General features: G+C 49.6%; 20 protein-coding genes. 3 read left to right on the top strand and 17 right to left on the bottom strand.

All coding sequences use genetic code 11. From position 1 onward, the window contains the following. From fliB to ACTQZS_RS05785, 9 genes are all read right to left on the bottom strand, one after another. A complete protein-coding gene (fliB, locus tag ACTQZS_RS05825) occupies positions 1-1,188 on the bottom strand; it encodes a flagellin lysine-N-methylase (protein WP_441474976.1) in 1,188 nt (395 codons plus the stop codon). Between the two features lie 106 nt (positions 1,189-1,294). Next, positions 1,295-1,813: a hypothetical protein gene (locus ACTQZS_RS05820; protein ID WP_441474975.1), complete on the bottom strand. Its 519-nt coding sequence runs from the start codon at positions 1,811-1,813 to the stop codon at positions 1,295-1,297. Between the two features lie 250 nt (positions 1,814-2,063). Beyond that, the gene (tuf, locus tag ACTQZS_RS05815) at positions 2,064-3,257 is read right to left on the bottom strand and encodes an elongation factor Tu (RefSeq protein WP_441100738.1); all 1,194 of its coding nucleotides are present in this window, start codon (positions 3,255-3,257) and stop codon (positions 2,064-2,066) included. 260 nt (positions 3,258-3,517) lie between these two features. Next, the gene (gene fusA / locus ACTQZS_RS05810) at positions 3,518-5,635 is read right to left on the bottom strand and encodes an elongation factor G (protein ID WP_441100739.1); all 2,118 of its coding nucleotides are present in this window, start codon (positions 5,633-5,635) and stop codon (positions 3,518-3,520) included. Positions 5,636-5,650: 15 nt separating this feature from the next. Further along, positions 5,651-6,121 carry a 30S ribosomal protein S7 gene (gene rpsG / locus ACTQZS_RS05805; protein ID WP_441100740.1) on the bottom strand — a complete coding sequence of 157 codons (471 nt, stop codon included), beginning with the start codon at positions 6,119-6,121 and terminating at the stop codon, positions 5,651-5,653. A 182-nt stretch (positions 6,122-6,303) separates the two neighbouring features. Further along, the gene (rpsL, locus tag ACTQZS_RS05800) at positions 6,304-6,717 is read right to left on the bottom strand and encodes a 30S ribosomal protein S12 (RefSeq protein ID WP_441474974.1); all 414 of its coding nucleotides are present in this window, start codon (positions 6,715-6,717) and stop codon (positions 6,304-6,306) included. A 289-nt stretch (positions 6,718-7,006) separates the two neighbouring features. Next, the gene (truA, locus tag ACTQZS_RS05795) at positions 7,007-7,765 is read right to left on the bottom strand and encodes a tRNA pseudouridine(38-40) synthase TruA (protein WP_441474973.1); all 759 of its coding nucleotides are present in this window, start codon (positions 7,763-7,765) and stop codon (positions 7,007-7,009) included. Between the two features lie 163 nt (positions 7,766-7,928). Further along, positions 7,929-8,699 carry an MBL fold metallo-hydrolase gene (locus ACTQZS_RS05790; RefSeq protein WP_441474972.1) on the bottom strand — a complete coding sequence of 257 codons (771 nt, stop codon included), beginning with the start codon at positions 8,697-8,699 and terminating at the stop codon, positions 7,929-7,931. Between the two features lie 218 nt (positions 8,700-8,917). Further along, on the bottom strand, positions 8,918-9,712 hold the full coding sequence (locus tag ACTQZS_RS05785; RefSeq protein WP_441474971.1) for a helix-turn-helix transcriptional regulator: 795 nt from the start codon (positions 9,710-9,712) through the stop codon (positions 8,918-8,920). Between the two features lie 388 nt (positions 9,713-10,100). On the opposite strand from ACTQZS_RS05785, the gene ACTQZS_RS05780 reads away from it, so the two are divergent. Continuing rightward, positions 10,101-10,868, top strand: a complete 768-nt coding sequence (locus ACTQZS_RS05780) for a tRNA threonylcarbamoyladenosine dehydratase (RefSeq protein WP_441474970.1) — start codon at positions 10,101-10,103, stop codon at positions 10,866-10,868. A 272-nt stretch (positions 10,869-11,140) separates the two neighbouring features. Here the strand turns inward: ACTQZS_RS05780 and ACTQZS_RS05775 are convergent, their stop codons facing one another. Further along, on the bottom strand, positions 11,141-12,619 hold the full coding sequence (locus tag ACTQZS_RS05775) for a phosphate--AMP phosphotransferase (protein WP_441474969.1): 1,479 nt from the start codon (positions 12,617-12,619) through the stop codon (positions 11,141-11,143). 491 nt (positions 12,620-13,110) lie between these two features. Continuing rightward, positions 13,111-14,577, bottom strand: coding sequence for a radical SAM protein (locus ACTQZS_RS05770; protein WP_441100747.1), 1,467 nt, complete (start codon positions 14,575-14,577; stop codon positions 13,111-13,113). A 532-nt stretch (positions 14,578-15,109) separates the two neighbouring features. On the opposite strand from ACTQZS_RS05770, the gene asnB reads away from it, so the two are divergent. Continuing rightward, the gene (asnB, locus tag ACTQZS_RS05765; RefSeq protein WP_441100748.1) at positions 15,110-17,032 is read left to right on the top strand and encodes an asparagine synthase (glutamine-hydrolyzing); all 1,923 of its coding nucleotides are present in this window, start codon (positions 15,110-15,112) and stop codon (positions 17,030-17,032) included. 219 nt (positions 17,033-17,251) lie between these two features. On the opposite strand, the gene ACTQZS_RS05760 is transcribed toward asnB, so the two are convergent. From ACTQZS_RS05760 to ACTQZS_RS05735, 6 genes are all read right to left on the bottom strand, one after another. After that, positions 17,252-17,524 (bottom strand): FeoB-associated Cys-rich membrane protein, encoded by a 273-nt coding sequence (locus ACTQZS_RS05760; RefSeq protein WP_441474968.1) that lies wholly within the window; start codon positions 17,522-17,524, stop codon positions 17,252-17,254. Positions 17,525-17,768: 244 nt separating this feature from the next. After that, positions 17,769-19,913: a ferrous iron transport protein B gene (gene feoB, locus ACTQZS_RS05755; protein WP_441474967.1), complete on the bottom strand. Its 2,145-nt coding sequence runs from the start codon at positions 19,911-19,913 to the stop codon at positions 17,769-17,771. 180 nt (positions 19,914-20,093) lie between these two features. Continuing rightward, positions 20,094-20,315 (bottom strand): FeoA family protein, encoded by a 222-nt coding sequence (locus ACTQZS_RS05750; RefSeq protein WP_441100751.1) that lies wholly within the window; start codon positions 20,313-20,315, stop codon positions 20,094-20,096. Between the two features lie 46 nt (positions 20,316-20,361). Further along, a complete protein-coding gene (locus ACTQZS_RS05745) occupies positions 20,362-20,583 on the bottom strand; it encodes a FeoA family protein (protein ID WP_441100752.1) in 222 nt (73 codons plus the stop codon). A 314-nt stretch (positions 20,584-20,897) separates the two neighbouring features. Then, entirely contained in the window at positions 20,898-21,659 is a 762-nt protein-coding gene (locus tag ACTQZS_RS05740) for an ATP-binding protein (RefSeq protein ID WP_441474966.1), read from the bottom strand. Then, complete coding sequence (locus ACTQZS_RS05735) at positions 21,656-21,925, bottom strand: hypothetical protein (RefSeq protein ID WP_441474965.1); 270 nt, start codon at positions 21,923-21,925, stop codon at positions 21,656-21,658. Before ACTQZS_RS05735 ends, ACTQZS_RS05740 begins: the two co-directional genes overlap by 4 nt. Positions 21,926-22,487: 562 nt before the next feature. On the opposite strand from ACTQZS_RS05735, the gene ACTQZS_RS05730 reads away from it, so the two are divergent. Then, positions 22,488-22,886, top strand: coding sequence for a metal-dependent transcriptional regulator (locus ACTQZS_RS05730; RefSeq protein ID WP_441100755.1), 399 nt, complete (start codon positions 22,488-22,490; stop codon positions 22,884-22,886). Positions 22,887-22,984 lie beyond the last annotated feature (98 nt).

The raw sequence follows: 22,984 nt of genomic DNA, 5'->3' as shown, positions 1-22,984 counted from the left end.
TCACCCGTCTTCTCCGTCTTCCTTCAGAATGGCGACGTTTTCCTCGCAGTGCTCAACCTGCCTGGAATAAAGGTGGGCGAGATCAATCATATCTTCAATGGTCAGCTTTCGCCCCGCTGCGTTCCATTCAGCCAGACACATCATCCACAGAAAACGAAGGCTTCTGTCAATGTAGCGGAAGACACCTGCCGAATCCCCGTCAGAATAGATGTCAAGTGTATAGCGAAAGACGAAGTACACGCAAAGCTTTGTGAACCATCCGGGAAGACAGTCGTCATGGAGCCTCTCAAATTCCGCGCGCAGTTGCGCCGCGATGTTGTCAGCCTCACCGCTGACCGTTATCCCTGCACCGCCGGTCTTACTGCTGAAAGTCGTCCCCGCATCGCCGGCCTCACCGCTGACCGTTATCCCTGCACCGCAGGCCTCACTGCTGAAAGTCGTCCGCGCATCGCAAGCCTCACCGCTAAAAGCCGTCCCTGCAACGCCGGCCTCGATACCTGTAGTTCTTACCAGTTCCAGCATTTCGGTCCAGCGGTGATCGATAACCTCGAGTCTCTCCATACGCCGCATCAGACTCCTCCGGCTCTCCTGTGTCGGAATGATGCCGATCTGCCGCTCAATGTCATTCATTTTCTCCCTCCAGGAAAGCTTATGATCCTCATCCTGGAGATAACGAACCGCATCATCGCGGATCGTCAGTATTCCGCGAAGCCGTTCGCGGTCCGTGTTGCCCCATCCCCGGTCTGTATCATCCTCCATGCGCTGCAGCTGCACCGGTCCCGAAGAAAAAAATATTCTTCCGAATTCCATACAGGAAAGGCTCATATCCATCTGCTGATAATTCCCGATCTGCTCAAAATACCTCGGATACTCATCACAGACGACACTGATCGCCTCCGGTCCCAGGTGAATGATGATCTCGCACAAATTGTCATCATTAAGGAAAGGGCAGCGATTCTGATCCGTAAGCGGGAAGAAACAGGTACGGACCTCTTGTCCGTCCGCGTTTTCTTCTGTTTCCGTTTTCATGGCACGCCGCAGGCGCTTCCCGAAAGGCCCCTCGACATACCGGTAGTATTCCTCCGTTTCCCGGTCCAGATCCACCTCCCAGCCAGCGCAGCAGGTATCCGGGCACTTTCCTGCAATGCAGGAAAACTTCAGAACCGTATCCGGATATTCATAAATCATATCTTCTCGTCCCCTTATGTGAATTCTCAGCCGCCTGAAATCCTCCGTCCATCAGAGCTTTATTTTACGAAGCCATTCATCACTCAAAGGCACCTGTCATTCATGATCACCTGATTTCCCCCGGATTCACGCGGATCTCCCGGTTTCTCTTTACATCCCAGAAACTGCAGTCAATCACCCCGCCCTTATGATTCAGAAGCTGTATGAACGGATCGCAGTCAGCGCTGTGCAGAAAATCCTTCGTCTGCCGGAAGAGACGAGCCTTACTGACATCATTCTCATGAATTGTAAGGGAACAGATCCATTCCTTTCCAGAATACACAACAGCCAGATACATGCGGTTTGCCAGAAAATCCTCCACATCTTTCCGCATGTATTCGAAATCGCGGTCTGTCGCCTCATAATGTGCATTCCAGTCACCGTAAGTCAAAGTGAAGCCATCCTCGAGATCAATATAGAGATCGTCGATTCCCTTCGGGTTTAACACCGAGACACAGAAATATCCATTTTTCAGATATTCATAACCCTCATCCTCATTCGTGTAGGTTGTGATCCTTTGTCCTCCCAGAAAATCGAGAACCGCTCCGAGCATCGCCGCAGGTCTGATCTTAACAGGTTTTGCCATTCTATTATCCTTTCTTTTCCAACTGAGTGATTCCACACTTCATCTTGCTTCTGACTTTCTTTGTCAAGGGCGTATTACAATCATACCACATCAAAAACGCTTCGAGTACATATACGCGACTCCTTTTATCAAAAAAGGATCAAAAAAAGATCTCCCTTGCCTGACGCAAAGGCACGCAAAAAGAGCCGCAGACCCTGTATTCCAAGGGTTTGCGACTCTCCATGAATTGCTTGATAATACTGTTTTTCGTTTACTCGATGATCGTAGCTACACGGCCGGATCCTACAGTGTGACCGCCTTCACGAATAGCGAAGGTAAGTCCCTGCTCCATAGCGATCGGGTGGATCAGCTCGATGGTCATCTCAACGTTATCACCAGGCATGCACATCTCAGTGCCTTCCGGAAGAGTGATAACACCGGTAACGTCAGTTGTTCTGAAATAGAACTGCGGACGATAGTTATTGAAGAAAGGGGTATGACGGCCGCCCTCGTCCTTAGTCAGAACGTAAACCTGAGCGGTGAACTTTGTATGGCAGGTTACAGTGCCGGGCTTAGCAACAACCTGTCCCTTTTCGATATCAGTTCTGTTGATACCACGGAGAAGAACACCGATGTTATCACCAGCCATAGCCTCGTCAAGGAGCTTATGGAACATCTCAATACCGGTAGCAACAGAAGAAAGCTTATCCTCAGAGATTCCAAGGATCTCAACCGGATCATTCAGTCTCAGAGTACCACGCTCTACACGGCCGGTAGCAACAGTTCCACGTCCGGAGATTGTGAATACATCCTCAACAGGCATCAGGAACGGCTTATCTGTATCACGTGTCGGAGTCGGGATATGCTCGTCAACAACGCTCAGGAGCTCCATGATCTTGTCGCCCCACTCGCTGTTCGGATCCTCAAGAGCCTTCAGAGCAGAACCGCGAACGATAGGTGTGTTCTCGAATCCGTACTCGTCAAGAAGCTCGGTAACCTCCATCTCAACCAGCTCGATCAGCTCGTCATCATCAACCATATCACACTTGTTAAGGAATACAACCATGGCCGGAACACCTACCTGACGTGCAAGCAGAACGTGCTCACGAGTCTGAGCCATAACACCATCAGTAGCTGCAACTACAAGGATAGCGCCATCCATCTGAGCTGCACCTGTGATCATGTTCTTTACGTAGTCAGCATGTCCTGGGCAGTCAACATGTGCATAGTGACGGTTCTCAGTCTCATACTCTACGTGAGCGGTATTGATTGTGATACCACGCTCTCTCTCTTCCGGAGCTTTATCGATGTTGGAGAAGTCAACGATCTGGTTCTCATCGGTAGGCATTCTGGTAGCCAGAACCTTTGTGATTGCAGCTGTCAGAGTGGTTTTGCCATGGTCTACATGTCCGATGGTACCAATGTTGCAATGCGGTTTTGTTCTTTCAAATTTCTGTTTTGCCATTGTAATACTTCCTCCTTAAAATGAATACCGGCGTTCTGCCTGCGTATTTACTTTATTAAAAATTACTGTAAAATAGAAAATCCGCTATGCTTGATTATATTTCATTTTCAGAATCTTTGCAAGTGAATTCTCTCTATCCGGAGTCCCATGCACGAAATTCCAGGTCTGTCCCGGGCAGTCGTGACCTCTGACGGAATGCTCCGTCCATCCGGCGCTGATCTTAACGGTGCTGCCCCGCGAACGGGGCAGGAACCGTTTCATTACTTATCAGAAAGGACCTTCTCCTGAACAGACTTCGGAACCGGCTCATAGCGGTCGAAGAACATGGAATAGTTTGCACGTCCCTGTGTAGCGGAACGAAGATCTGTGGAGTAACCGAACATCTCAGCCAGCGGAACAAACCCGCGGACAAGCTTTCCGTTTCCTACATCATCCATTCCCTCGATACGGCCACGGCGGGAATTCATATCACCGATAACATCGCCCATGTATTCCTCAGGTGTAGTAACCTCAACCTTCATGATCGGCTCGAGGAGCACCGGAGCGCCCTTCTCCATCGCCTGCTTGAAGGCCATGGATCCGGCAATATGGAATGCCATCTCGGAAGAATCGACCTCATGATAGGATCCGTCGTATACCTCAGCCTTGACTCCGACTACCGGGAATCCGCCGAGCTGACCGGCCTTCATGGCATCCTGAATACCCTCATCGATGGACGGGATATACTCCTTCGGGATAGAACCGCCGGTTACGCTGTTAACGAACTCGTAGGACTGCTCTGCGTTTGCATCCAGCGGCGAGAACTTAACTTTACAATGACCGTACTGTCCTTTACCACCGGACTGACGAACATACTTGCTGTCGATATCCGATGCCTTTGTAATTGTCTCTTTATATGCAACCTGCGGAGCTCCGACATTTGCCTCTACGTTGAACTCACGAAGCAGACGGTCAACGATGATCTCCAGATGGAGCTCACCCATTCCGGCGATGATTGTCTGTCCGGTCTCCTGGTTCGTGGTAGCACGGAAGGTCGGATCCTCCTCAGCCAGCTTTGCGAGAGCCTCGCCAAGCTTCTGCTGTCCGGCCTTTGTCTTCGGCTCGATCGCAAGCTCGATAACCGGATCCGGGAAGTCCATGGACTCCAGAATTACCGGATGCTGCTCGTCGCAGATCGTATCTCCGGTGGAGGAGAACTTGAATCCGATCGCCGCGGCGATATCTCCGGAATATACCTTGGACAGCTCGTGGCGCTTGTTGGCATGCATCTGAAGGATACGGCCGACACGCTCTTTCTTGTCCTTGGTTGCATTCAGCACATAAGAACCGGAGTTCAGTGTACCGGAATAAACTCTGAAATATGCAAGACGTCCAACGAACGGATCGGAAACGATCTTGAATACAAGAGCTGAGAACGGCTCTTCGTCAGAAGAATGTCTTACGACTTCATTTCCGTCCAGATCTGTTCCCTCGATGTCCGGTACGTCAGTAGGTGCCGGCATGAAGTCAACGATTGCGTCCAGAAGCTTCTGAATTCCCTTGTTCTGATGTGCAGAACCGCAGAGAACCGGAACGGCCTTATTCGCGATAGTTGCCTTGCGGAGCGCCTTCTTCATGTCATCGATGCTTGGCTCCTCTCCGTCGAGATAAGCCATCATCAGATCATCGTCGAACTCAACGATCTTCTCGACCATCTCTTCGTGAGCTGCCTGGCACTCATCCTTCATATCGTCCGGGATATCTACGATGGAGATATCATCGCCGGTCTTATTGTTGTAGATGTATGCCTTCATCTCGAACAGATCAACTACGCCCTGGAAATAATCCTCTTTGCCGATCGGACGCTCGATAACAACCGGGTTCTTGCCGAGCTTGGTAATGATCTCGTGAACGGTGTTGTCGAAGTTTGCTCCAAGGATATCCATTTTGTTTACAAATGCCATACGAGGAACATTGTAAGTATCCGCCTGACGCCATACGTTCTCTGACTGAGGCTCAACACCGCCCTTGGCATCGAATACACCTACGGCACCATCAAGTACACGCAGAGAACGCTCAACCTCAACTGTGAAGTCTACGTGTCCTGGTGTATCGATGATGTTGATGCGGTGCTCAAGCGCACCCGGAGCGGGTTTGTTCTGATACTGATGTGTCCAGTGGCAGGTTGTGGCAGCGGATGTGATCGTGATACCACGCTCCTGCTCCTGTGCCATCCAGTCCATTGTAGCAGTTCCTTCGTATGTCTCACCGATCTTGTAGTTAACACCGGTGTAATACAGGATACGCTCTGTCAGAGTAGTTTTACCTGCATCAATATGCGCCATGATACCAATATTTCTGGTTCTCTCAAGCGGATATTCTCTTCCGTTATCAGCCAACAGAGTTCCCTCCTTTTAGAATCTGTAATGAGCAAATGCCTTATTGGCCTCTGCCATCTTATGCATGTCTTCTTTACGTTTCACGGATGCTCCGGTGTTATTCATAGCATCGAGCAGCTCGTTTGCCAGTCTGTCAGACATTGTCTTCTCACTTCTCTTGCGTGAGAACATTGTCAGCCAGCGAAGTCCCAGAGCCTGACGTCTGTCCGGCTTAACCTCTACCGGTACCTGGTAGGTAGCTCCACCGATACGGCGGGCCTTAACCTCGAGCTGAGGCATGATATTGTTCATCGCCTCTTCAAAACATTCAATTGCCGGCTTTCCGGCCTTTTCCTCTACTTTAGCAAATGCACTGTAAACGATCTTCTGAGCGGTACCTTTCTTGCCGTCCAGCATGATGCTGTTGATCAGCTTGGTTACAACCTTGTTGTTGTATACCGGATCTGCTAAAACATCTCTTTTCTGAGTATGTCCTTTACGTGGCACGTTACTTCCCTCCTTAATCATTAACGATTAGATCTCAGGTACTCACATCTGGTATGGTACGAATGTGTCTGTACCGGTAATTTTTCTATCCAACCTGCAGCCGCGGAGGTTGTCGAAATACCGTTACACAAAACCATAAAACTTTAGTGAGATAATGAATTCTTATCCTGGTTGCTTTTGTATTACTTTTTCGGCTTCTTGGCGCCGTATTTAGAACGGGCCTGCTTTCTGTTGGCAACACCTGCAGTATCGAGAGTACCACGGATGATGTGATATCTGGTACCTGGCAGGTCCTTAACTCTCCCTCCACGGATCAGCACAACGCTGTGCTCCTGAAGGTTATGTCCCTCTCCAGGAATATAGCTTGTAACCTCGATACCGTTGGAAAGACGTACTCTGGCGATTTTTCTAAGCGCTGAGTTCGGCTTCTTCGGTGTAGCGGTCTTAACTGCTGTGCAGACACCACGCTTCTGAGGAGAAGACTGGTTTACAGATTTCTTTGTCAGAGAGTTGAAGCTTCTCTGCAATGCCGGTGCGTTGGACTTCTTTACGGAAGTCTGACGGCCCTTTCTAACTAACTGGTTAAATGTAGGCATTCCTTTTATTTCCTCCTTGTTTTTCTACGGCTGCTTCTTATTCAGTCATTACATGGAAAAAAGGCGCACGAACGCCTTTCACTTTTGCCATGCCGGCTTATTATATCGTTCCTGAAAATAAATGTCAAGCTGTAACCGCGTTAATTCCGGGTTTCCGGGTTTCCCGGTTTTCCTCATTCCGGGTATACCCAGCCTATATCCGGCCTGTGCACTGCTCTATAGCCGGCCTGTATCCTGTCTCTCAGATTCTTTTTATGCAGGACGGATAAGGCTGATCAAATCGATAGGGTCAGTACTGCACCTCCATCATGCAAAGCCCCTGTGCCGGCGCCGTCGGACCCGCGAGCTTCCGGTCCCTAGCATCCAGAAGTTCCTGCATGCTCTCCGCTGTGCGTTTTCCGTATCCGACCTCAAGAAGGGTTCCGGTCATGATCCGGACCATATTCTGGAGAAAACCATTCCCATGATACACAAAGCGGAGATACGGGCCTTTCTGCCGGATCTCGATCGAATCCACCACGCGCACGGTGGATTTCTTCATATGAGAATTGCCGCAGAAGCTTCTGAAGTCATGCATCCCTGAAAGAATATCCGCTGCCTCTCTCATCCGCTCCAGATCCGGCATTCTGTCCAGCACCGTCACATACCTTCTGTCAAAAACAGGCTTCGCGCCCCGTGGGTCGTACCAGCATGTATAGCAGTAAGTCTTTCCAATTGCCTTGAACCTGCTGTGAAAACGGTCTGCGCAGATTTTCAGTTCATTGACACTGATATCTTCCGGCAGATAACGGTTCATGTATTCCTGAATCTCCTGCTCTGTCATATCCGTATCCAGCAGCACATTCGCCGTCATTGCTCTCGCGTGCACGCCTGCATCCGTCCGTCCGGCTCCGATCACGGTCACCGGTTTATCTGCCGGCGCCCCGACCATTCTCGAAAGAACCGTTTCCAGCTTCCCCTGTATCGTCATTTCCTGATTGGGCTGGTGCTCCCATCCATAATAGCGGGTGCCGTCATAGCTGACCAGCATCTTGTAATTTTTCTTCATAAATATAATTCTTTCGTTTTGTGGGCGGAAATTGTGGATGGAAACGCACTGGCTCTGAGTGGGTGAGCAGTTGGCATTCCCTCATCCGCCAATCTACGGGCAAAACAAAACGTGGTTTGCCCGTCTTATCCTCCTGCCGCGGCGCATGCGCACAAGCAGATGATCAGGAGAATTCGATTGTGTCTCCGTTCTCCGGAATGATCAGCTGATCCAGGAAGCCTCTCTGCATCGCATACGCGCGCAGGGCATCCCGCGTCAGCTCCTGATTTTCAAAGGTTTCCATGTGAACGCACACAATTTTTGCATAGGGAGCTGCACTCTGAATCTTCTCAAGATCCTCTGTTCCCATCGTAATGTGCATTCCTTCCCCGTGGGCATACCCAAGATATGCGATAATCACATCCGGGTGATAGCCAATGCCCTCACGGACGCCCCTGCACCACACGGTATCGCCGGTGATGTAGACCGTCTTTTCGCCCTCCTTACGGACTACGATACCGCTTGAATTCTGCATGGTATTCAGCACATGCTGAATCTTTCCGTCGCCATGCCTGCCCGCCACACGAATGATGTCCACATCCTCATAATGTGTGCTGAGCGTCATATTGATGGTCTGCGTCTTGCTCATTCCGTAGTTTCGCACCAGATCCTTGTCGTTCAGATTCTGTGTGTAAAAAGGCATATCCTTCGGGATACAGTCCGCGGCCTCCTGATCAATATGTCCGGGATGGACGTGTGTCAGCAGAACCGCCTCCACGCCCTTCATAATTTCCTCCGGTGCTTCCGGAAGGTCTGTCAGCGGCGGTTTTTCCGGGTAATGCGTCGTCTTCAGCTGATGGGTGACCCCATGTGCCCGGAACATCGGATCGACCAGGAATACCTTTCCTCCATATTCCAGCTTCATTGTGCAGTTTCTATAAAAATGAATTCTCATCGCCAGTCTCCAATTGCTTATCGCATCCAGAATCACGCACACTTCGCGTGCGACGAGCTCTATCTTCGTTTTCGAAGAGCTTATACAACAACATGTGGATTTGTGTTATTAGTTGATTGCTTTACTCACAATTCTAACACAAACCCACATCAATGTGTACCGGAATATTCATTTTTCCGTCATGTCCTTGCCATCCGCCGCAGCCGTCCATGCTGTCGTCAGCTTGCCTGTCCCATTCCCAGGCCCTGCGCTCCATCGTGTGCAAACCGGAGAAGCTCCCATCTCGAGGAAATATTCAGTTTGCGGTATATGTTCTGAAAATGCTTCTGGAGGGTATGTTCCTTGATTCCGAGCTCGTCGCAGATCTCCAGATTGGATTTTGTGAGAAAGATCAGTGTCAGAATCTCCGTCTCCTTCGGCGTCATATGAACCTTCTTCGTGATCATCTCCACCGCGCCGCTCACAGAAGCCGCCGTGTCCCTCTCCCTGCAATGCTTGTAGAAAATCGTGTTCAGATGCTTGCTCAGTGCCTTCAGCAGGTACACATCTTCATCCGCAAAAGCTCCCGCCGCTCTGGTGCGGAACAGAGTGAGAACAGCCAGAAGATCATCGCCGCTCGCGATGGAAAGCTGAAGTGTATCGTAAATGTCAAATCTCCGGTAACATTCCTGGTATACCTTCGAATGAAGGCGTTCCGCCTCCGGCATCAGGCTGCTCTCACGCACCGATACGGTTTCTCTTGAGATATTCAGTCTGCGGTTCATTGCCTCCGGATATTTCTCCATATAGGTTTTCTCCGCCTCCATAAACTCACTCGGTTTACAGAAAAACTCGGATACCTTCAGACTTCCGCCCTTTCTGCTGTAATTTGGATCAATCAGCAGAATACTCGAATACTGATGCGGAATCAACTCCTCAAGATGACAGAGCAGCTTTCCCTTAAGATCCTCAAAATCAATGGCAGTATACAGAGAATATAAAAGGTTGTCATAAGCGAGAAAATTATCCATCATTTATACCTCCTGAAGACGGCTTCCAGTTCATTTACATTCAAAAGATGAATTTAGACAAAAAAAGAGGCACTTCCTTCTACAGGAAATGCCTCTTTGCATTTGATGTACTCATTCTAGCAGACTTCTCACAAAAAATCCAGTACTATTTTTTCTTTTATACTTATTTTTCAGCATGTCCTTGTACTTCACACTTAACGGATAAGGCGAAGAAAGTTCTACCTTTGCCTGCGCGTCACCGATTATCAGAAATTTGTAAATTGTTGATATTCCCTCACGATTATTATAAGATATGTCAATGAAGCAACAACGAAATATATTTTTAGAACGGATTACGTAATGCAATCTGCGTCTGATATATTAAAGAAAAAATCAGAAAAGGTGAACCATTATGCTGAATCAGTTTTCGCGAACCCAGCTTCTTCTGGGCGAGGACGGAATAAAAAAATTACAGGACTCCCGAGTCATTGTATTCGGAATCGGAGGAGTCGGAGGATATGTCGTCGAAGGTCTTGTCCGTGCGGGACTTGGCGCCGTTGATCTCGTAGACGACGATAAGGTCTGTCTCACAAATGTAAACCGCCAGCTTGTCGCCACCAGGCGGACAATTGGGAAGTACAAGGTGGATGTGACAAAGGAAAGGATTCTTGATATCAATCCACATGTGAATGTCACCCTTCACAAGTGCTTCTACCTGCCGGAGACCGCGGACCAGTTTGATTTCTCCCAGTACGATTATGTCGTAGACTGCGTAGATACCGTCACCGCCAAGGTAGAAATCATCATGCAGGCAAAAAAAGCCGGCGTACCCGTGATCAGCTGCATGGGAGCAGGCAATAAGCTTGATCCCTCGAAGCTCCAGGTCGCCGACATCTACAAGACCACCATGGATCCCCTGGCGAAGGTGATGCGCCACGAAATGCGCAAGCGCCGGGTGAAAAAGCTCAAGGTAGTCTTTTCCACGGAAAAGCCGACGCGTCCTCTTGAGGACATGTCCATCAGCTGCCGCACAAACTGCATCTGTCCTCCCGGAACTGCCCGCAAATGTACGGACCGCAGGGATATTCCGGGCAGTTCTCCGTTTGTTCCCCCGGCTGCCGGCCTTCTGATCGCCAGCGAGATCTGCCGTGACATCACCGGCGTCCAGCCCGCAAAGTAATTCCGAACCGTCTGCAGAAACTAAACTGCCATACAATACATCGTGCCGCAAACCGTAAGAGCTACGGATTGTTACATGTTCCGTGCTTTGCGCTCCCACAGTCTTACAAGTGACAGACTTCGTCCGTCTGTCGTGGCATTCACCCCATCGCCTCACACTTTCTGTGGGCGGATGTGGCTCACTGCCCGCACATATTCAGATTTCGCGTGTTTGTGCTTCAACACCGCCGTCCGGCACTCGGATCAACGCGTGCCGGGCAGTCGGTCATGAGGTTATTTCTCCCCGCAGGCCTCCCGGATTCGCTTAATCACAATCCGCAGCGCCTTGATACGGGCATATTTCTTATCATCAGATTCCAGAATGTACCAGGGCGCAAAAGTCGTGCTCGTCTTCCGGATCATTTCATTGACCGCTCCTTCATACAGATCCCATTTGTCCCGGTTTCTCCAGTCCTCATCCGTAATCTTCCACCGCTTCTCCGGCGTGTTCTGCCGTTCCGTGAACCGCTCGAGCTGAGTCTCGTTGTCAATCTGCACCCAGAACTTGATCACAACCGCTCCCCAGTCCGTCAGTTCCTTTTCAAACTCATTAATCTCATTATAAGCCCGCTGCCAGTCGTTCTCAGAGCAGAAGCCCTCGAGCCTCTCCACCATGACTCTTCCATACCAGGTCCGGTCAAAAATCGCGATATGGCCGGTCTTCGGGAGTCTGGTCCAGAATCGCCACAGGAAATGTCTCGCTTTCTCATGAGGCTCCGGGCTTGCAATCGGATGCACCTCGTATCCCCGCGGATCGAGTGCGCCCGCAACCCTCTTGATGTTGCCACCCTTTCCTGCCGCGTCCCAGCCCTCATAGGCGATGATCACCGGTATCTTCTTCCGGTAAAGCTCGTAATGCAGATGGTTCAGTTCCTTCTGAAGTCTGCCGAGTTCCTCCCGGTATGTCTCCTCAGACATTGTCTTGTCTTTCAGGGAGATATCCTCGAGCTTCGGCATCTGCTTCAGCGGGAAGGGATTCTGCAGAATCGGAGCCGCCAGCGCCTGATTTTTCAATGCCGTGTCAATGCCCTGATTCAGGAACCGCAGAACCTGAAGCTCCGCCCATTTCTTGTCCTCCGCATCGATGATATACCAGGGCGCGACAGAACGGTTGGTATCCTCCAGAAAACGGTCATACACCTCCAGGCATTTTCCGTAATTTCTGTTCTCCTTCCGATCCTCACCATTTACGCGCCAGCGGGTATTCTTGTCCGCCGCGAGCGCCTCCAGCCGCTTCTTCTGCTCCTTCCTGCCGATCTGGAAGAAAAACTTCAGAATCAGATATCCATTGTCGTGAAGCGACCGCTCCGTCGTGTTGATGCTGTGAATTTTCTGCTTGTACTCCTCTTCGCTCATCTCGCCGGACATCACCCCGTTTGCGACTTCCTCCAGCCAGTAGGTATCAAAAAAAGTAAATTTTCCCGCCTCCGGGATCTCGAGCAGATACCGATAGAGGAACGGATACCTTTTCTCATCGGCAGTCGGCGCCGCAAAATTTTTGACCTTGAAAAACCGGGGATCAATGTTCCGGATCACCTTGCCGATCACGCTCCCCTTTCCGGCAGCGCCCCAGCCCTCAAAAATCACCATGACCGGAAGTTTTGCCTCCTTGATCTTAAGCTGATAGCCGGCAAGCTGCTCCCGCGCCGTCTTAAGTTCCTCTTTGATCTCATCCCTCTCAGGCGGGACCGCCTTCACGAAATCCTTTAACATGCTGCACCCTCCTTTTTTTCTGTATATATTATGATTTTATCACTTTTTCACGAACATTTCACCTCGCAATGCTTATACAATAAACCACCATGCGATAAGTCGTGCCACAAACTGTATAAAGCCAGCTGCTCCGTTGCTTCGCAACTCTCGCAGCTGCCACATGTGACCGACTTCGTCGGTCAGCCGTGGCGTTCGCCCCACCGCTTCACACTTTGTGTGAGCGGATGTGGCTCACTGCCCGCGCATATTCGCATTCTCGCGGTGTTTCACACCGCTCCATGCTCATACATGTTAGCGTCGTTCAAGCATGCAGTTTTCTGTGCATGCTTCGCATGCCCAAAAACAGCCTGCTTGACGACGGCTTTATACAGTAAAAGGGGCTGCCTTGCGAATTTCTTCGCAGGGCAGCCCCGGATTCGTTCATTTTATAAAATTTAATGTATCTGACTGACAGTTAAACCGCCGGAGAGATTCCAGACGGACAGGATCCGTTATTCGTTGGCAGCATGCTCAAATGCCGCAAGCTCCGGATGCTCTCTCTTTTCCTTTGTATAGTTCTCGTAGGTCGGCTTCTTGTGTTTCTCACTCGCCCAGATGCGGTCTGCAACCGGTGCCCAGTTCTTTGCGTAATCATCGCACTTCTCACAGAGCTCCTCTGCGGATTCCGGTGCCTCCTCGTTGGTCTGGTGTGCTCCCGTCTCCTTCACCATCTCACGAAGCAGCTTCGGGTTCTCAAGCATCGGGCAGGGACGAAGATGGTTGCGGTTGAACGGCTGTCCCTCGTGATATGCCATGAACAGCGGGCTCTGAAGCATCTCCAGAATGGAGTTGTCATGAATGTTCGTATTGGAGTAGTGGATAAATACGCAGGGTTCTGCGTCTCCGCTTGCATTAATATGGAAGTAGTTTCTTCCGCCCGCGATACATCCGCCTACATACTCTCCGTCGTTCTGGAAATCCATCGGATAGAACTGAATCGGACACTCTGCGGAACGGATGTAGCGGATTCTATTGATCATATACTCTCTCTGCTCCGGAGTCGGCAGAAGCGCCGGTACTGCGTTCTGACCGGTCGGCATATAGTGGAAGTAGAATCCGAACTTAGCGCCCTTCTCCTCCAGAAGATGGAAGAAGTCATCGCTCGTAACTGCATCGATGTTTGCTTTAGTATAGCAGATCGATGTACCAAACAGGATTCCATACTCATGCAGAAGATCCATTGCCTTCATAACCGCCGCGTAATGGCCCTCGCCCCGTCTTGCGTCGTTCGTATCCGGTGTTCCCTCGATAGAAAGGAAGAAGGTCATATTGCCCAGACGTGCGATCTCCTTCACCAGATCCTCGTCAATCAGTGTAGAGTTGGAGAAGGCTGCGAAATAGCAGTCATGATGTTTCTCCATCAGCTTCAGGATATCTTTCTTGCGGACCATCGGTTCTCCGCCGGTCATCAGGTACAGGTATACGCCAAGCTCCTTGCCCTGAGTGATAATCTTGTCCATGTCCTCAAAGGACAGGTTGTTCTTGTGGCCGTATGTACCGGACCAGCAGCCCTCACAGTGCATATTGCATGCGGAGGTCGGATCAAACAGAATCAGCCACGGAATATTGCAGTTATACTTCTCGCGGTTTGCACGGATTGTCTTCGTGCCGCGAAGGAATGCTTCATATCCAAGGTTCAGCAGTGTCATCTTGGCAAACTGCGGATTGGTCTCATCAATAATCTGGTCAATGAATTTCATCCACTTATTGTCCGGATCCTGAATTGCCTTCTTTACGGCTTCCACCTTTTCCTCAGAAAAAGCCTTATTTCCAAAAAACTTCTCCGCCCATCCCATGAAGGTCAGGTAGGTCTGTCTTTTATCTTTACTATTCTTTGCGCTCTTTAATAAACCATCGATTACAACTTCAACAGCCTTACGCTCTGCTGCATGCTTAACGTAACCAAGTGTAGATGCCATGATATTGTCTCCTCCTTATCATTTCTCTTGGATTATATTCTTCAAACCGATTTCCGTCCATCGGACAAACTCACGTTTATGTCTCAAAATTCGCCCTGTTTTCCCACTTCAAAAAAACTGTTACCCTGTTTTTATCTGTTTTCCGATCATCCGGCAAAACCCATTCATGCAAAATCTGTCCATTATCCGTGACTGCGTACGAGACACAGGCCGGATCCTCTTCCATTTCTTCTGCATGATTTCGACTCCAATCTCTTCCTAATAAGTTTTATTATCCTGCCCCGCCTCTTATGCCGCCTTATTCTTCTTTATTTTCCCTTCTCGATTTCTTCTTATTAATTCTGCTATCCTGCCCCGCCTCTTATGCCGTCTTATTCTTCTTCATTTTTCCTTCTCGATTTTTCCTTATTAATTTTACTATCTTGCCCCTGTTCTTAAGCTGTCTTATAATAGATTGGTTCCCGGGGACACCCGCGCGGCACGTCTCCGTGGTGAAGGTCTGCTATAAGAGATAAAAGAAAGGAATAAATATATGTGTGGAATCTGCGGATTTACCGGAACTGATGTAGAGCAGAAACCAATTCTGACAAATATGATGAACCGGATGATACACCGGGGCCCGGATGGCGGAGGCCAGTATATCGGCCCGGATATTGCCATGGGGCACCGGCGTCTCTCCATCATCGATCTGACAGATGCCGGAACCCAGCCTATGTACAACGAAGACCGCACCCTCGTATGTACCTTTAACGGCGAAATCTACAATTACAAGGAGCTGAAGAAGGAACTGCAGGCGAGCGGTCACATCTTTACCAGCAGCTCCGACACAGAGGTTCTCCTGCACGGCTATGAACAGTGGGGCACCTCGATGCTCGACCGCCTCAGAGGCATGTTTGCTTTCGTTCTGTGGGACACTAAGAAGAAGGAAATGTTCGCCGCCAGAGATATGTTTGGCATCAAACCTCTTTATTATACAGAAATTAACGGAAACATCATCTACGCATCTGAGATCAAGAGTATACTGGAATACCCGCTCTATCAGAAGGAGGTTAACCTCAAGGCTCTGGAACAGTATCTCTCCTTCGAATACTCCGTCCTCCCGGAAACCTTCTTCAAGGGTGTCTTCAAGCTGATGCCGGGACATTACATGATCTGGAAAAACGGCAGCAAAACGATCACCCGCTACTTTGATCCGATGCTGACTCCCTCGAAGGATCCCGTCGACCACGCGAAGCTGGTCGATCAGATCGACGAGACCATGCAGGATTCGATTCGCTATCATATGGTCAGCGACGTGGAAGTAGCCTCTCTTCTCTCGAGCGGCGTGGATTCCAGCTATGTGGCCTGTCATTTCCACGGCTCCCGCACCTACACGGTCGGATTTGATTACGAGAAATACAACGAGATCCCCTATGCGCAGGAGCTCTCGAAAACGCTCGGGATCGAAAACCACAGCAAGGTGATCTCCACAGAGGAATACTGGAAAGAGCTTCCCAGAATTCAGTACTTCATGGACGAGCCCCTGGCGGATGCCTCTGCCTCCGCGCTCTATTTTGTGGACCGTGAGGCTGCCAAGGATGTCAAGGTCATCCTCTCCGGAGAAGGATCCGATGAGCTGTTCGGCGGATACACAATTTACCATGAGCCCATGTCTCTTGCCGGCTACCAGAAGCTCCCGAAGGCACTGCGCCGTGGAATTGCCGCCGTAGCGGAAAAAATCCCCGGTCACCCGAAGGGAAAGAGCTTCGTCATCCGCGGTTCCAAGGATGTCGAGGAGCGATTCATCGGAAATGCCAACGTGTATGATATGAAGCTCAGGAACAAGGTTCTGAAATACCCGAGCGCCGGTTCTGCACCGTACACTCTCACAAAGCCTTTCTACGACAAGGTGAAAAACCTCAAGGACACCGAGAAGATGCAGTATATCGACCTTAATTTCTGGCTGATCGGCGATATCCTGCTGAAGGCGGACAAAATGAGCATGGCTCATTCCATCGAGAGCCGTGTTCCCTTCCTCGACAGAGAGGTCTTTAATCTTGCGAAAAACATCCCGCTCTCCGAGAAGGTTACCGATGACAACACAAAAGTCTGCTTCCGTGAGGCTGCTCACCGCTACCTGTCGGACGCACAGGCAAAGAAAAAGAAGCTCGGCTTCCCGGTTCCGATCCGCGTATGGCTGCGTCAGGACAAGTACTATAATATTGTAAAGAAAGAATTTACGAGCGACATCGCCGAAAAGTTCTTCCACACCGACGAACTCGTCAGGATTCTGGACGCCCATAAGGAGGGCAAAGAGGATTACGCGCGCCACATCTGGGTGGTATACATGTTCCTGCTCTGGTACAAGGAGTACTTCGTTGACGGTGAATGCAGCGTCTCCATCGAGGATGAACTGGAATATGAGCGGATCCGCAAGAACAACAGAAACGCGACGATGAATAACATCGGAGCGTAAGACTGCAGCCGGACTTCTCCAGGCAAAAATCGAAAAAGAGAGTGTCACTTGTTTAGTGGCACTCTCTTTTTCGAATTAAACCGTCCTCAAGCGGGCAGTTTTTATCTTTTTTACCTCACGGCTGTTTAACTGATGATCCGCTTCGGCGCTATCTGCGGCCAGTACTGCCCGGCAGCAGCGGTATCCATGTTCGCTGCCCTTCTGAACTAAGCTCTTATCTCAGCACTTCCGGACGTCGGTCCTTGTCTCGTTCCAGATGTTCTCCAGAGCCTGGTCTCTAAAACTCCTGTCTTCCATATAGTTCGCGGCATGATCTCCCCCGCGGTTCTTTCTTCCGTGCTTTCGTCCACCGGAAGTCTTTGTGCTGCAGCTTCCTCCGCAGGAGCAGCTGCTGCCGCATCCCTCACAGGAATCCGGATGCTTCAATGTATATCTGAGTGCAAAAACGACTGCAACGATAACAAGTGCTAGTATAAGAATTGTTCCTGCCATGTTCACACCTCCTGTTCACCTTAGAGTTTAATGTCTTTAACCGTTATTGTCAATATCAAACTCAAAATTTACAGCACTTCAAGCTCAAAATTTACAGCACTTCATCAGACAAATATTCCGCAGTCCTTCTGTCATCCTTTTCCGACAGGCAAATACCAGATTCTGGCACTTTCCCGTCCCGTTTCAGGCTGACAGCAGCGCTGCGGAACTTCTTTCACATATTAATCATTTAGCAATCAGCGCGTTATGCCATTGCCCGCTCTCCGGCATATTTCTTTGACGGTCTGCGGAACAGTGCCCAGATTACGAACGCCACGATCAGGATTGCCGCCACAGTAGCAGCCGTAAATACGCCGCCCGTAACCAGAAGTCCAATGTTGTAGACAATCAGGGAGAAGCAGTAGCCGACAGCCATCTGGAAGCCGAAGGTGATCCAGCCCCATTTTCTTGTGCCCTGCTCACGGAACGCTGTTGCGATTGCCACAAGGCAGGGAGCATCAAAGATATTGAACAGCATGAAGGAAAGTCCGGCAAGCTTGTTTCCGTTGAACATCGAGAAGATCGCGTTCTGCACATCCACTTCGCCGTCGCTTGCCGCATGTGCCAGAAGCGCCAGTGTTGCCGGAGCCTGCTCCTTTGCCAGCTCTGCGGACACAGATGCGACAGCGGCTCTCCAGTTGCCAAAGCCGAGCGGACGGAAGATCACAGCAATTCCCTCACCGATATATTTCAGGAAGGACTGCTCAACGTCCGCAGTGTAACCGGATCCGTTGAAGTTCATCAGGAACCACAGTGCCGCGCAGGCGATGAAGATAATCGTTCCGGCCTTGATCATGTATGCCTTTACTCTCTCCCACACATGGATCAGAACACCTTTGATGGACGGAACATGATATGCAGGAAGCTCCATGACGAAGGGCGCCGGATCTCCTGCAAAATAGCCGACCTTCTTCAGGCAGATACCGGAAATTACAACAATTGCGATTCCAAGGAAATACATGGAAGTCGGAATCAGGGAATTTCCCGGGAAGAAGGTTGAGGACATGATCGCTACGATTTCCATCTTCGCGCCGCACGGAAGGAAGGTTGCGAGCATGATCGTCATCCGTCTGTCTTTCTCATTCTCGATGGTTCTGGAAGCCATGATTGCGGGTACGCCGCAGCCGGTTCCGACAAGCATCGGAATGAAGGATTTTCCGGAAAGTCCGAATCTGCGGAAAATACGGTCCATGATAAAAGCAACACGAGCCATATATCCGGAGTCCTCCAGAATTGAAACAAAAAGGAACAGAACCGCCATCTGCGGAACAAATCCGAGAACCGTTCCGACACCTCCTATGATACCGTCAACGATCAGTCCCTGGAGCCATGGCGCGCAGTTTGCTGCAGTCAGCGCAGCTGTAACGCCGTTGTTGATCCAGGTTCCGAAAAGCACATCGTTGGTCCAGTCCGTCATAACGGTACCGATGGACCAGACATGGGATCCAACCGCAATATCATATACCAGCCACATGATTCCGATGAAAATCGGAATGGCTGCCCAACGGTTTGTTACAACGCGGTCGATTTTATCGGAAATTGTCAGTGCACCCTTCTGTCTTCCCTTAACAACAGACTTGGAAATGACATTCTGGATATAGGTGTATCTGGCGTTAGTGATGATGGATTCCGCATCGTCATCCTCGTCCGCCTCTGTTTTTGAGACAATCTTCTCAATTTCGTTCTTCACGGAATTGCTCAGGCTGATCTTCTCGATAGCCTTCTCATCTCTCTCAAAAAGCTTTACCGCATACCACTCAAGGTTTGTATCATCAACTGTCCCGCGGATCAGTGCCTTGATGGACTCCAGCGCCTCCTGTACCTTACCGGTGTAGATCTGAGGGATGACCGCTCTTTTTCCCGAACGGACAACTTCAAGACATTTTTCCGCTGCCTCTCTGCTTCCCTCGCCCTTAAGGGCACTCATTTCCACAACCTCACAGCCGAGCTCCGCCGAAAGCTTCTTCATGTTGATCTTATCGCCATTTTTTCTGACAAGATCCATCATATTCAGAGCAATTACAGACGGAATTCCAATCTCCAGAAGCTGTGTTGTCAGATACAGATTTCGCTCAATATTGGTAGCATCAATAATGTTCAGAATCGCATCCGGTTTTTCTTCAACAAGATAATTTCTGGATACCACTTCTTCAAGTGAATACGGAGAGAGCGAATAAATACCCGGAAGGTCCTGAATGATAACATCCCGGTTTCCTCTCAGCTTTCCTTCCTTCTTCTCAACGGTTACTCCCGGCCAGTTGCCCACGTACTGCGTGCTTCCGGTCAGATCATTGAACAGTGTTGTCTTTCCGCAGTTCGGATTGCCTGCAAGCGCAATCTTGATTGCCATGTCCTTCCTCCTGTTACTCGTTTTATATTTAATGTGTTGCTCTATGTTTTATCTGCTGCATTTGTATTCGTGACTCATCACGTATATTGTGATCCGTCACCCGTGGAAGAGTCTGTTTTAACAAATGTAAGCTTAGACTAACTTTGTGTCCATAAAAAAACGCATTCTCCCGGACGGCAATCATGCCATCTCAAGAATATCTGCGTCTGCCTTTCGAAGAGAAAGTTCATATCCTCTCACAGTGATCTCTACCGGATCTCCGAGGGGTGCCACCTTCCGGACGTAAATCTCGGTCCCCTTTGTGATCCCCATATCCATGATTCTTCTCTTTGTTTTTCCCTCGCCGTGTATCTTCACCACGGTTGAAGTCTCTCCGACTCCAATGTCTCTCAGTGTCTTCATCTGTTCCTCCTGATGGTATTTCTGTTCTGACCGCCCGATTTGTCGCTCATGCCGCGGAAACCATGATCCGTGATGCCATTTCCTTGACGAGTGCAAGCGAGGAATCCTTGATCTTGATGATCAGATTCCCGCCGTGTGAAGAAATGACCTGAATCTCAGCACCGACCACAAACCCCAGATCCTCCAGGTGTTTCTTTGTTTCGGCGGCACCACTGACCTTTCTGACAATAACCCAGTCTCCCTCTGATGCAAATGTTAATGGAAGCATATCAGTTCCTCCTTCCGCTACTCATTTTGCTGTCATTGCTGACATCGGGCCTGCTGGTGCATATGCCACATACGGGCAGGTCCTTCACGGCTGTATCTGTGCATAAGATAGAACAGTCTTACTGTTGTTAGATATATATCATCTCAGCAAGAACAGTCTAATTGTTTTTCGCGGTAATGTCAAGGGCAAAATCCCAGAGCAGCTGCAAAAAGCCGTACCTCCTTACGCAGGCGCAGAAAGCCAGAATCCCCGCACAGATGAAGAACACTGCATCTGTGCGGGGATCTCAGCAGGATCAGTTCCGGCAAAAACTATTAATCTTCGACGATTCTTCCGTCGATACCGATGGTCACAACGTTCCACGGAAGGAATTTTCCGCTGTTTTTCAATGCGTTCTCCGCCGCATACTGCAGTCCTCCGCAGCACGGGACTTCCATCCGCACGATGGTGACACTCTTGATGTCATTCCGCTCAATGATTGCCTGAAGCTTGTCTGTGTAGTCCAGCGGGTCAAGCTTCGGACAGCCTACGAGAACGACATGATTTCTGATAAAATCCTCATGAAAACGCGCATAGGCATAAGCGGTGCAGTCAGCTGCGATCAGAAGCTTTGCTCCGCTGAAAAACGGGGCAACTACGGGAACCAGCCGAAGCTGAACCGGCCATGTCGTCAGCCGGCTGACCGGTTCCGCCGCGCGGCGGCTGTCCGTTCTCTCACTTCCGAAGGCTTCGGAAGGAAGCGTTTTCCCTCCCTCTTCTCCTTCGTCCGACTCTTTATCCCGGTTGATCATCCGGAGTCTGCTTCCCGGACATCCGTGGAACTCTGTTTCTTCCTGTCTCATTTTCATTCTCTCCTTGACCGCTTCTCTGTCATACTCTTCTGCTTCTCTCTCAGTAATCGTGATCGCCCCTGCCGGACATTCCGGAAGGCAGTCCCCGAATCCATCGCAATAGCTGTCGCTGATCAGGTGTGCTTTTCCGTTCACCATCTCAATTGCGCCTTCATGACACGCTTTCGCACAGAGACCGCAGCCGTTACATTTTTCTTCATCTATATGTACAATTTTCCGAATCATTTACTTTCCTCCGCCTCTCTTCTCTCCTTCTGCTTCTTCGCTACAGCCATAAGCTGCTCATAAGCCTCTTCACCAACGCACTGCTTTGCGTATGCACACCACTGCACACAGCTCAGCGCATCATTATACACGACAAACCCACAGTTCTCACACTTTACTTCCGTATCGGTGGAGAACATCTCAATCAGATGTCCGCATTTCGGACATTTTTTCTCCGTGATTGTCGGCGTCTTATCTCTTCCCTGACACCCCATCATTACTGCCATCGTAATTACCTCCGTTCTCAACTCCGGCAGGTGGACTTTACGTACACTGTGTACTCACTGTCCTCTGCCTGAATGTGTGAACAATATATCATATATTTATGTTTTCTTCTGTATCATTTGTTACGAACAAGCACACTTAACGGATCGTGGGCGCCCGATGCAGGGCACACGTACCCCCGGTACATGCGTATGCCCTTCACGGTATTGCAGGGTCCAAGCGCGGCCGCTGGTCGGCATGACCCCCGGTATATGCGTGTGCTCTTCAACACGCATTGATCTGGTTTGGTTTTTAATTTTGCACAATTCGAAAATCGCTTTTATCACAAACTTGTGTTTAATTATTCTAACATAAATTAAAAAGCGTCTTGAAATAATACAGGAATAATGATAATCTGTTTCGTATAAGCATTTAAGTATTTAATGCTTATGGATAACAAGTTCTATTGATTTATATCAGATACGTTCTCATGATATTTACATTTCGCGGACGCTTTGCGATCACCAATATACAATCATGACACGTTCTCCTATCATGGATTTACAGGAAAGCAGGTAAATAATTATGACCATACAGAAATCAGCGGAAGATTATCTTGAAGCAATGCTAATGATGAAGGAGCAGCACGGATATATCCGCTCCATTGACATTGCCGACCACCTCGGCGTAACCAAGCCCAGCGTCAGCTACGCGACCAAGCGTCTCCGTGAAAACGGTTTTATCACCATGGATCATTCCGGCTTCATCACCCTGACCGATAGCGGTATGGAGATTGCAGACCGCATCTACAGCCGCCACAAGATGCTCACCGACTTTTTTACCGCCATCGGCGTTTCTCCCGAAATTGCAAGGACTGACGCCTGCAAGGTCGAACATGACATCAGCGAGGAAACCTTCAAGGCAATGTCCAGGTACAATGAAATCCTGAAAGAGACGCAGAACAAGGCAGCAGCTGAATCCTGAGACAAGAACGTTCTCCTTTCCGCTTGACCATAACTGTTCAAACGCTATAATATATGTTAATTGCAGTTAACTGCATGGAAGCATGGAAAGGAGAACAA

Origin of the sequence: Bilifractor sp. LCP19S3_H10 (assembly GCF_052119185.1) — a bacterium.
Lineage (GTDB): Bacteria > Bacillota > Clostridia > Lachnospirales > Lachnospiraceae > Bilifractor.
The sequence above is the reverse complement of the archived record's forward strand: the minus strand, read 5'-3'. Positions and strand labels throughout refer to the sequence as shown.

Bases quoted from the DNA above. Each gene is read 5' to 3' on its own strand.
- fliB (WP_441474976.1), bottom strand. From the start codon at position 1,188: ATGATTTATGAATATCCGGATACGGTTCTGAAGTTTTCCTGCATTGCA.
- ACTQZS_RS05820 (WP_441474975.1), bottom strand. From the start codon at position 1,813: ATGGCAAAACCTGTTAAGATCAGACCTGCGGCGATGCTCGGAGCGGTT.
- tuf (WP_441100738.1), bottom strand. From the start codon at position 3,257: ATGGCAAAACAGAAATTTGAAAGAACAAAACCGCATTGCAACATTGGT.
- rpsL (WP_441474974.1), bottom strand. From the start codon at position 6,717: ATGCCTACATTTAACCAGTTAGTTAGAAAGGGCCGTCAGACTTCCGTA.
- truA (WP_441474973.1), bottom strand. From the start codon at position 7,765: ATGAAGAAAAATTACAAGATGCTGGTCAGCTATGACGGCACCCGCTAT.
- ACTQZS_RS05790 (WP_441474972.1), bottom strand. From the start codon at position 8,699: ATGAGAATTCATTTTTATAGAAACTGCACAATGAAGCTGGAATATGGA.
- ACTQZS_RS05785 (WP_441474971.1), bottom strand. From the start codon at position 9,712: ATGATGGATAATTTTCTCGCTTATGACAACCTTTTATATTCTCTGTAT.
- ACTQZS_RS05780 (WP_441474970.1), top strand. From the start codon at position 10,101: ATGCTGAATCAGTTTTCGCGAACCCAGCTTCTTCTGGGCGAGGACGGA.
- ACTQZS_RS05775 (WP_441474969.1), bottom strand. From the start codon at position 12,619: ATGTTAAAGGATTTCGTGAAGGCGGTCCCGCCTGAGAGGGATGAGATC.
- ACTQZS_RS05770 (WP_441100747.1), bottom strand. From the start codon at position 14,577: ATGGCATCTACACTTGGTTACGTTAAGCATGCAGCAGAGCGTAAGGCT.
- asnB (WP_441100748.1), top strand. From the start codon at position 15,110: ATGTGTGGAATCTGCGGATTTACCGGAACTGATGTAGAGCAGAAACCA.
- ACTQZS_RS05760 (WP_441474968.1), bottom strand. From the start codon at position 17,524: ATGGCAGGAACAATTCTTATACTAGCACTTGTTATCGTTGCAGTCGTT.
- feoB (WP_441474967.1), bottom strand. From the start codon at position 19,913: ATGGCAATCAAGATTGCGCTTGCAGGCAATCCGAACTGCGGAAAGACA.
- ACTQZS_RS05750 (WP_441100751.1), bottom strand. From the start codon at position 20,315: ATGAAGACACTGAGAGACATTGGAGTCGGAGAGACTTCAACCGTGGTG.
- ACTQZS_RS05745 (WP_441100752.1), bottom strand. From the start codon at position 20,583: ATGCTTCCATTAACATTTGCATCAGAGGGAGACTGGGTTATTGTCAGA.
- ACTQZS_RS05740 (WP_441474966.1), bottom strand. From the start codon at position 21,659: ATGATTCGGAAAATTGTACATATAGATGAAGAAAAATGTAACGGCTGC.
- ACTQZS_RS05735 (WP_441474965.1), bottom strand. From the start codon at position 21,925: ATGGCAGTAATGATGGGGTGTCAGGGAAGAGATAAGACGCCGACAATC.
- ACTQZS_RS05730 (WP_441100755.1), top strand. From the start codon at position 22,488: ATGACCATACAGAAATCAGCGGAAGATTATCTTGAAGCAATGCTAATG.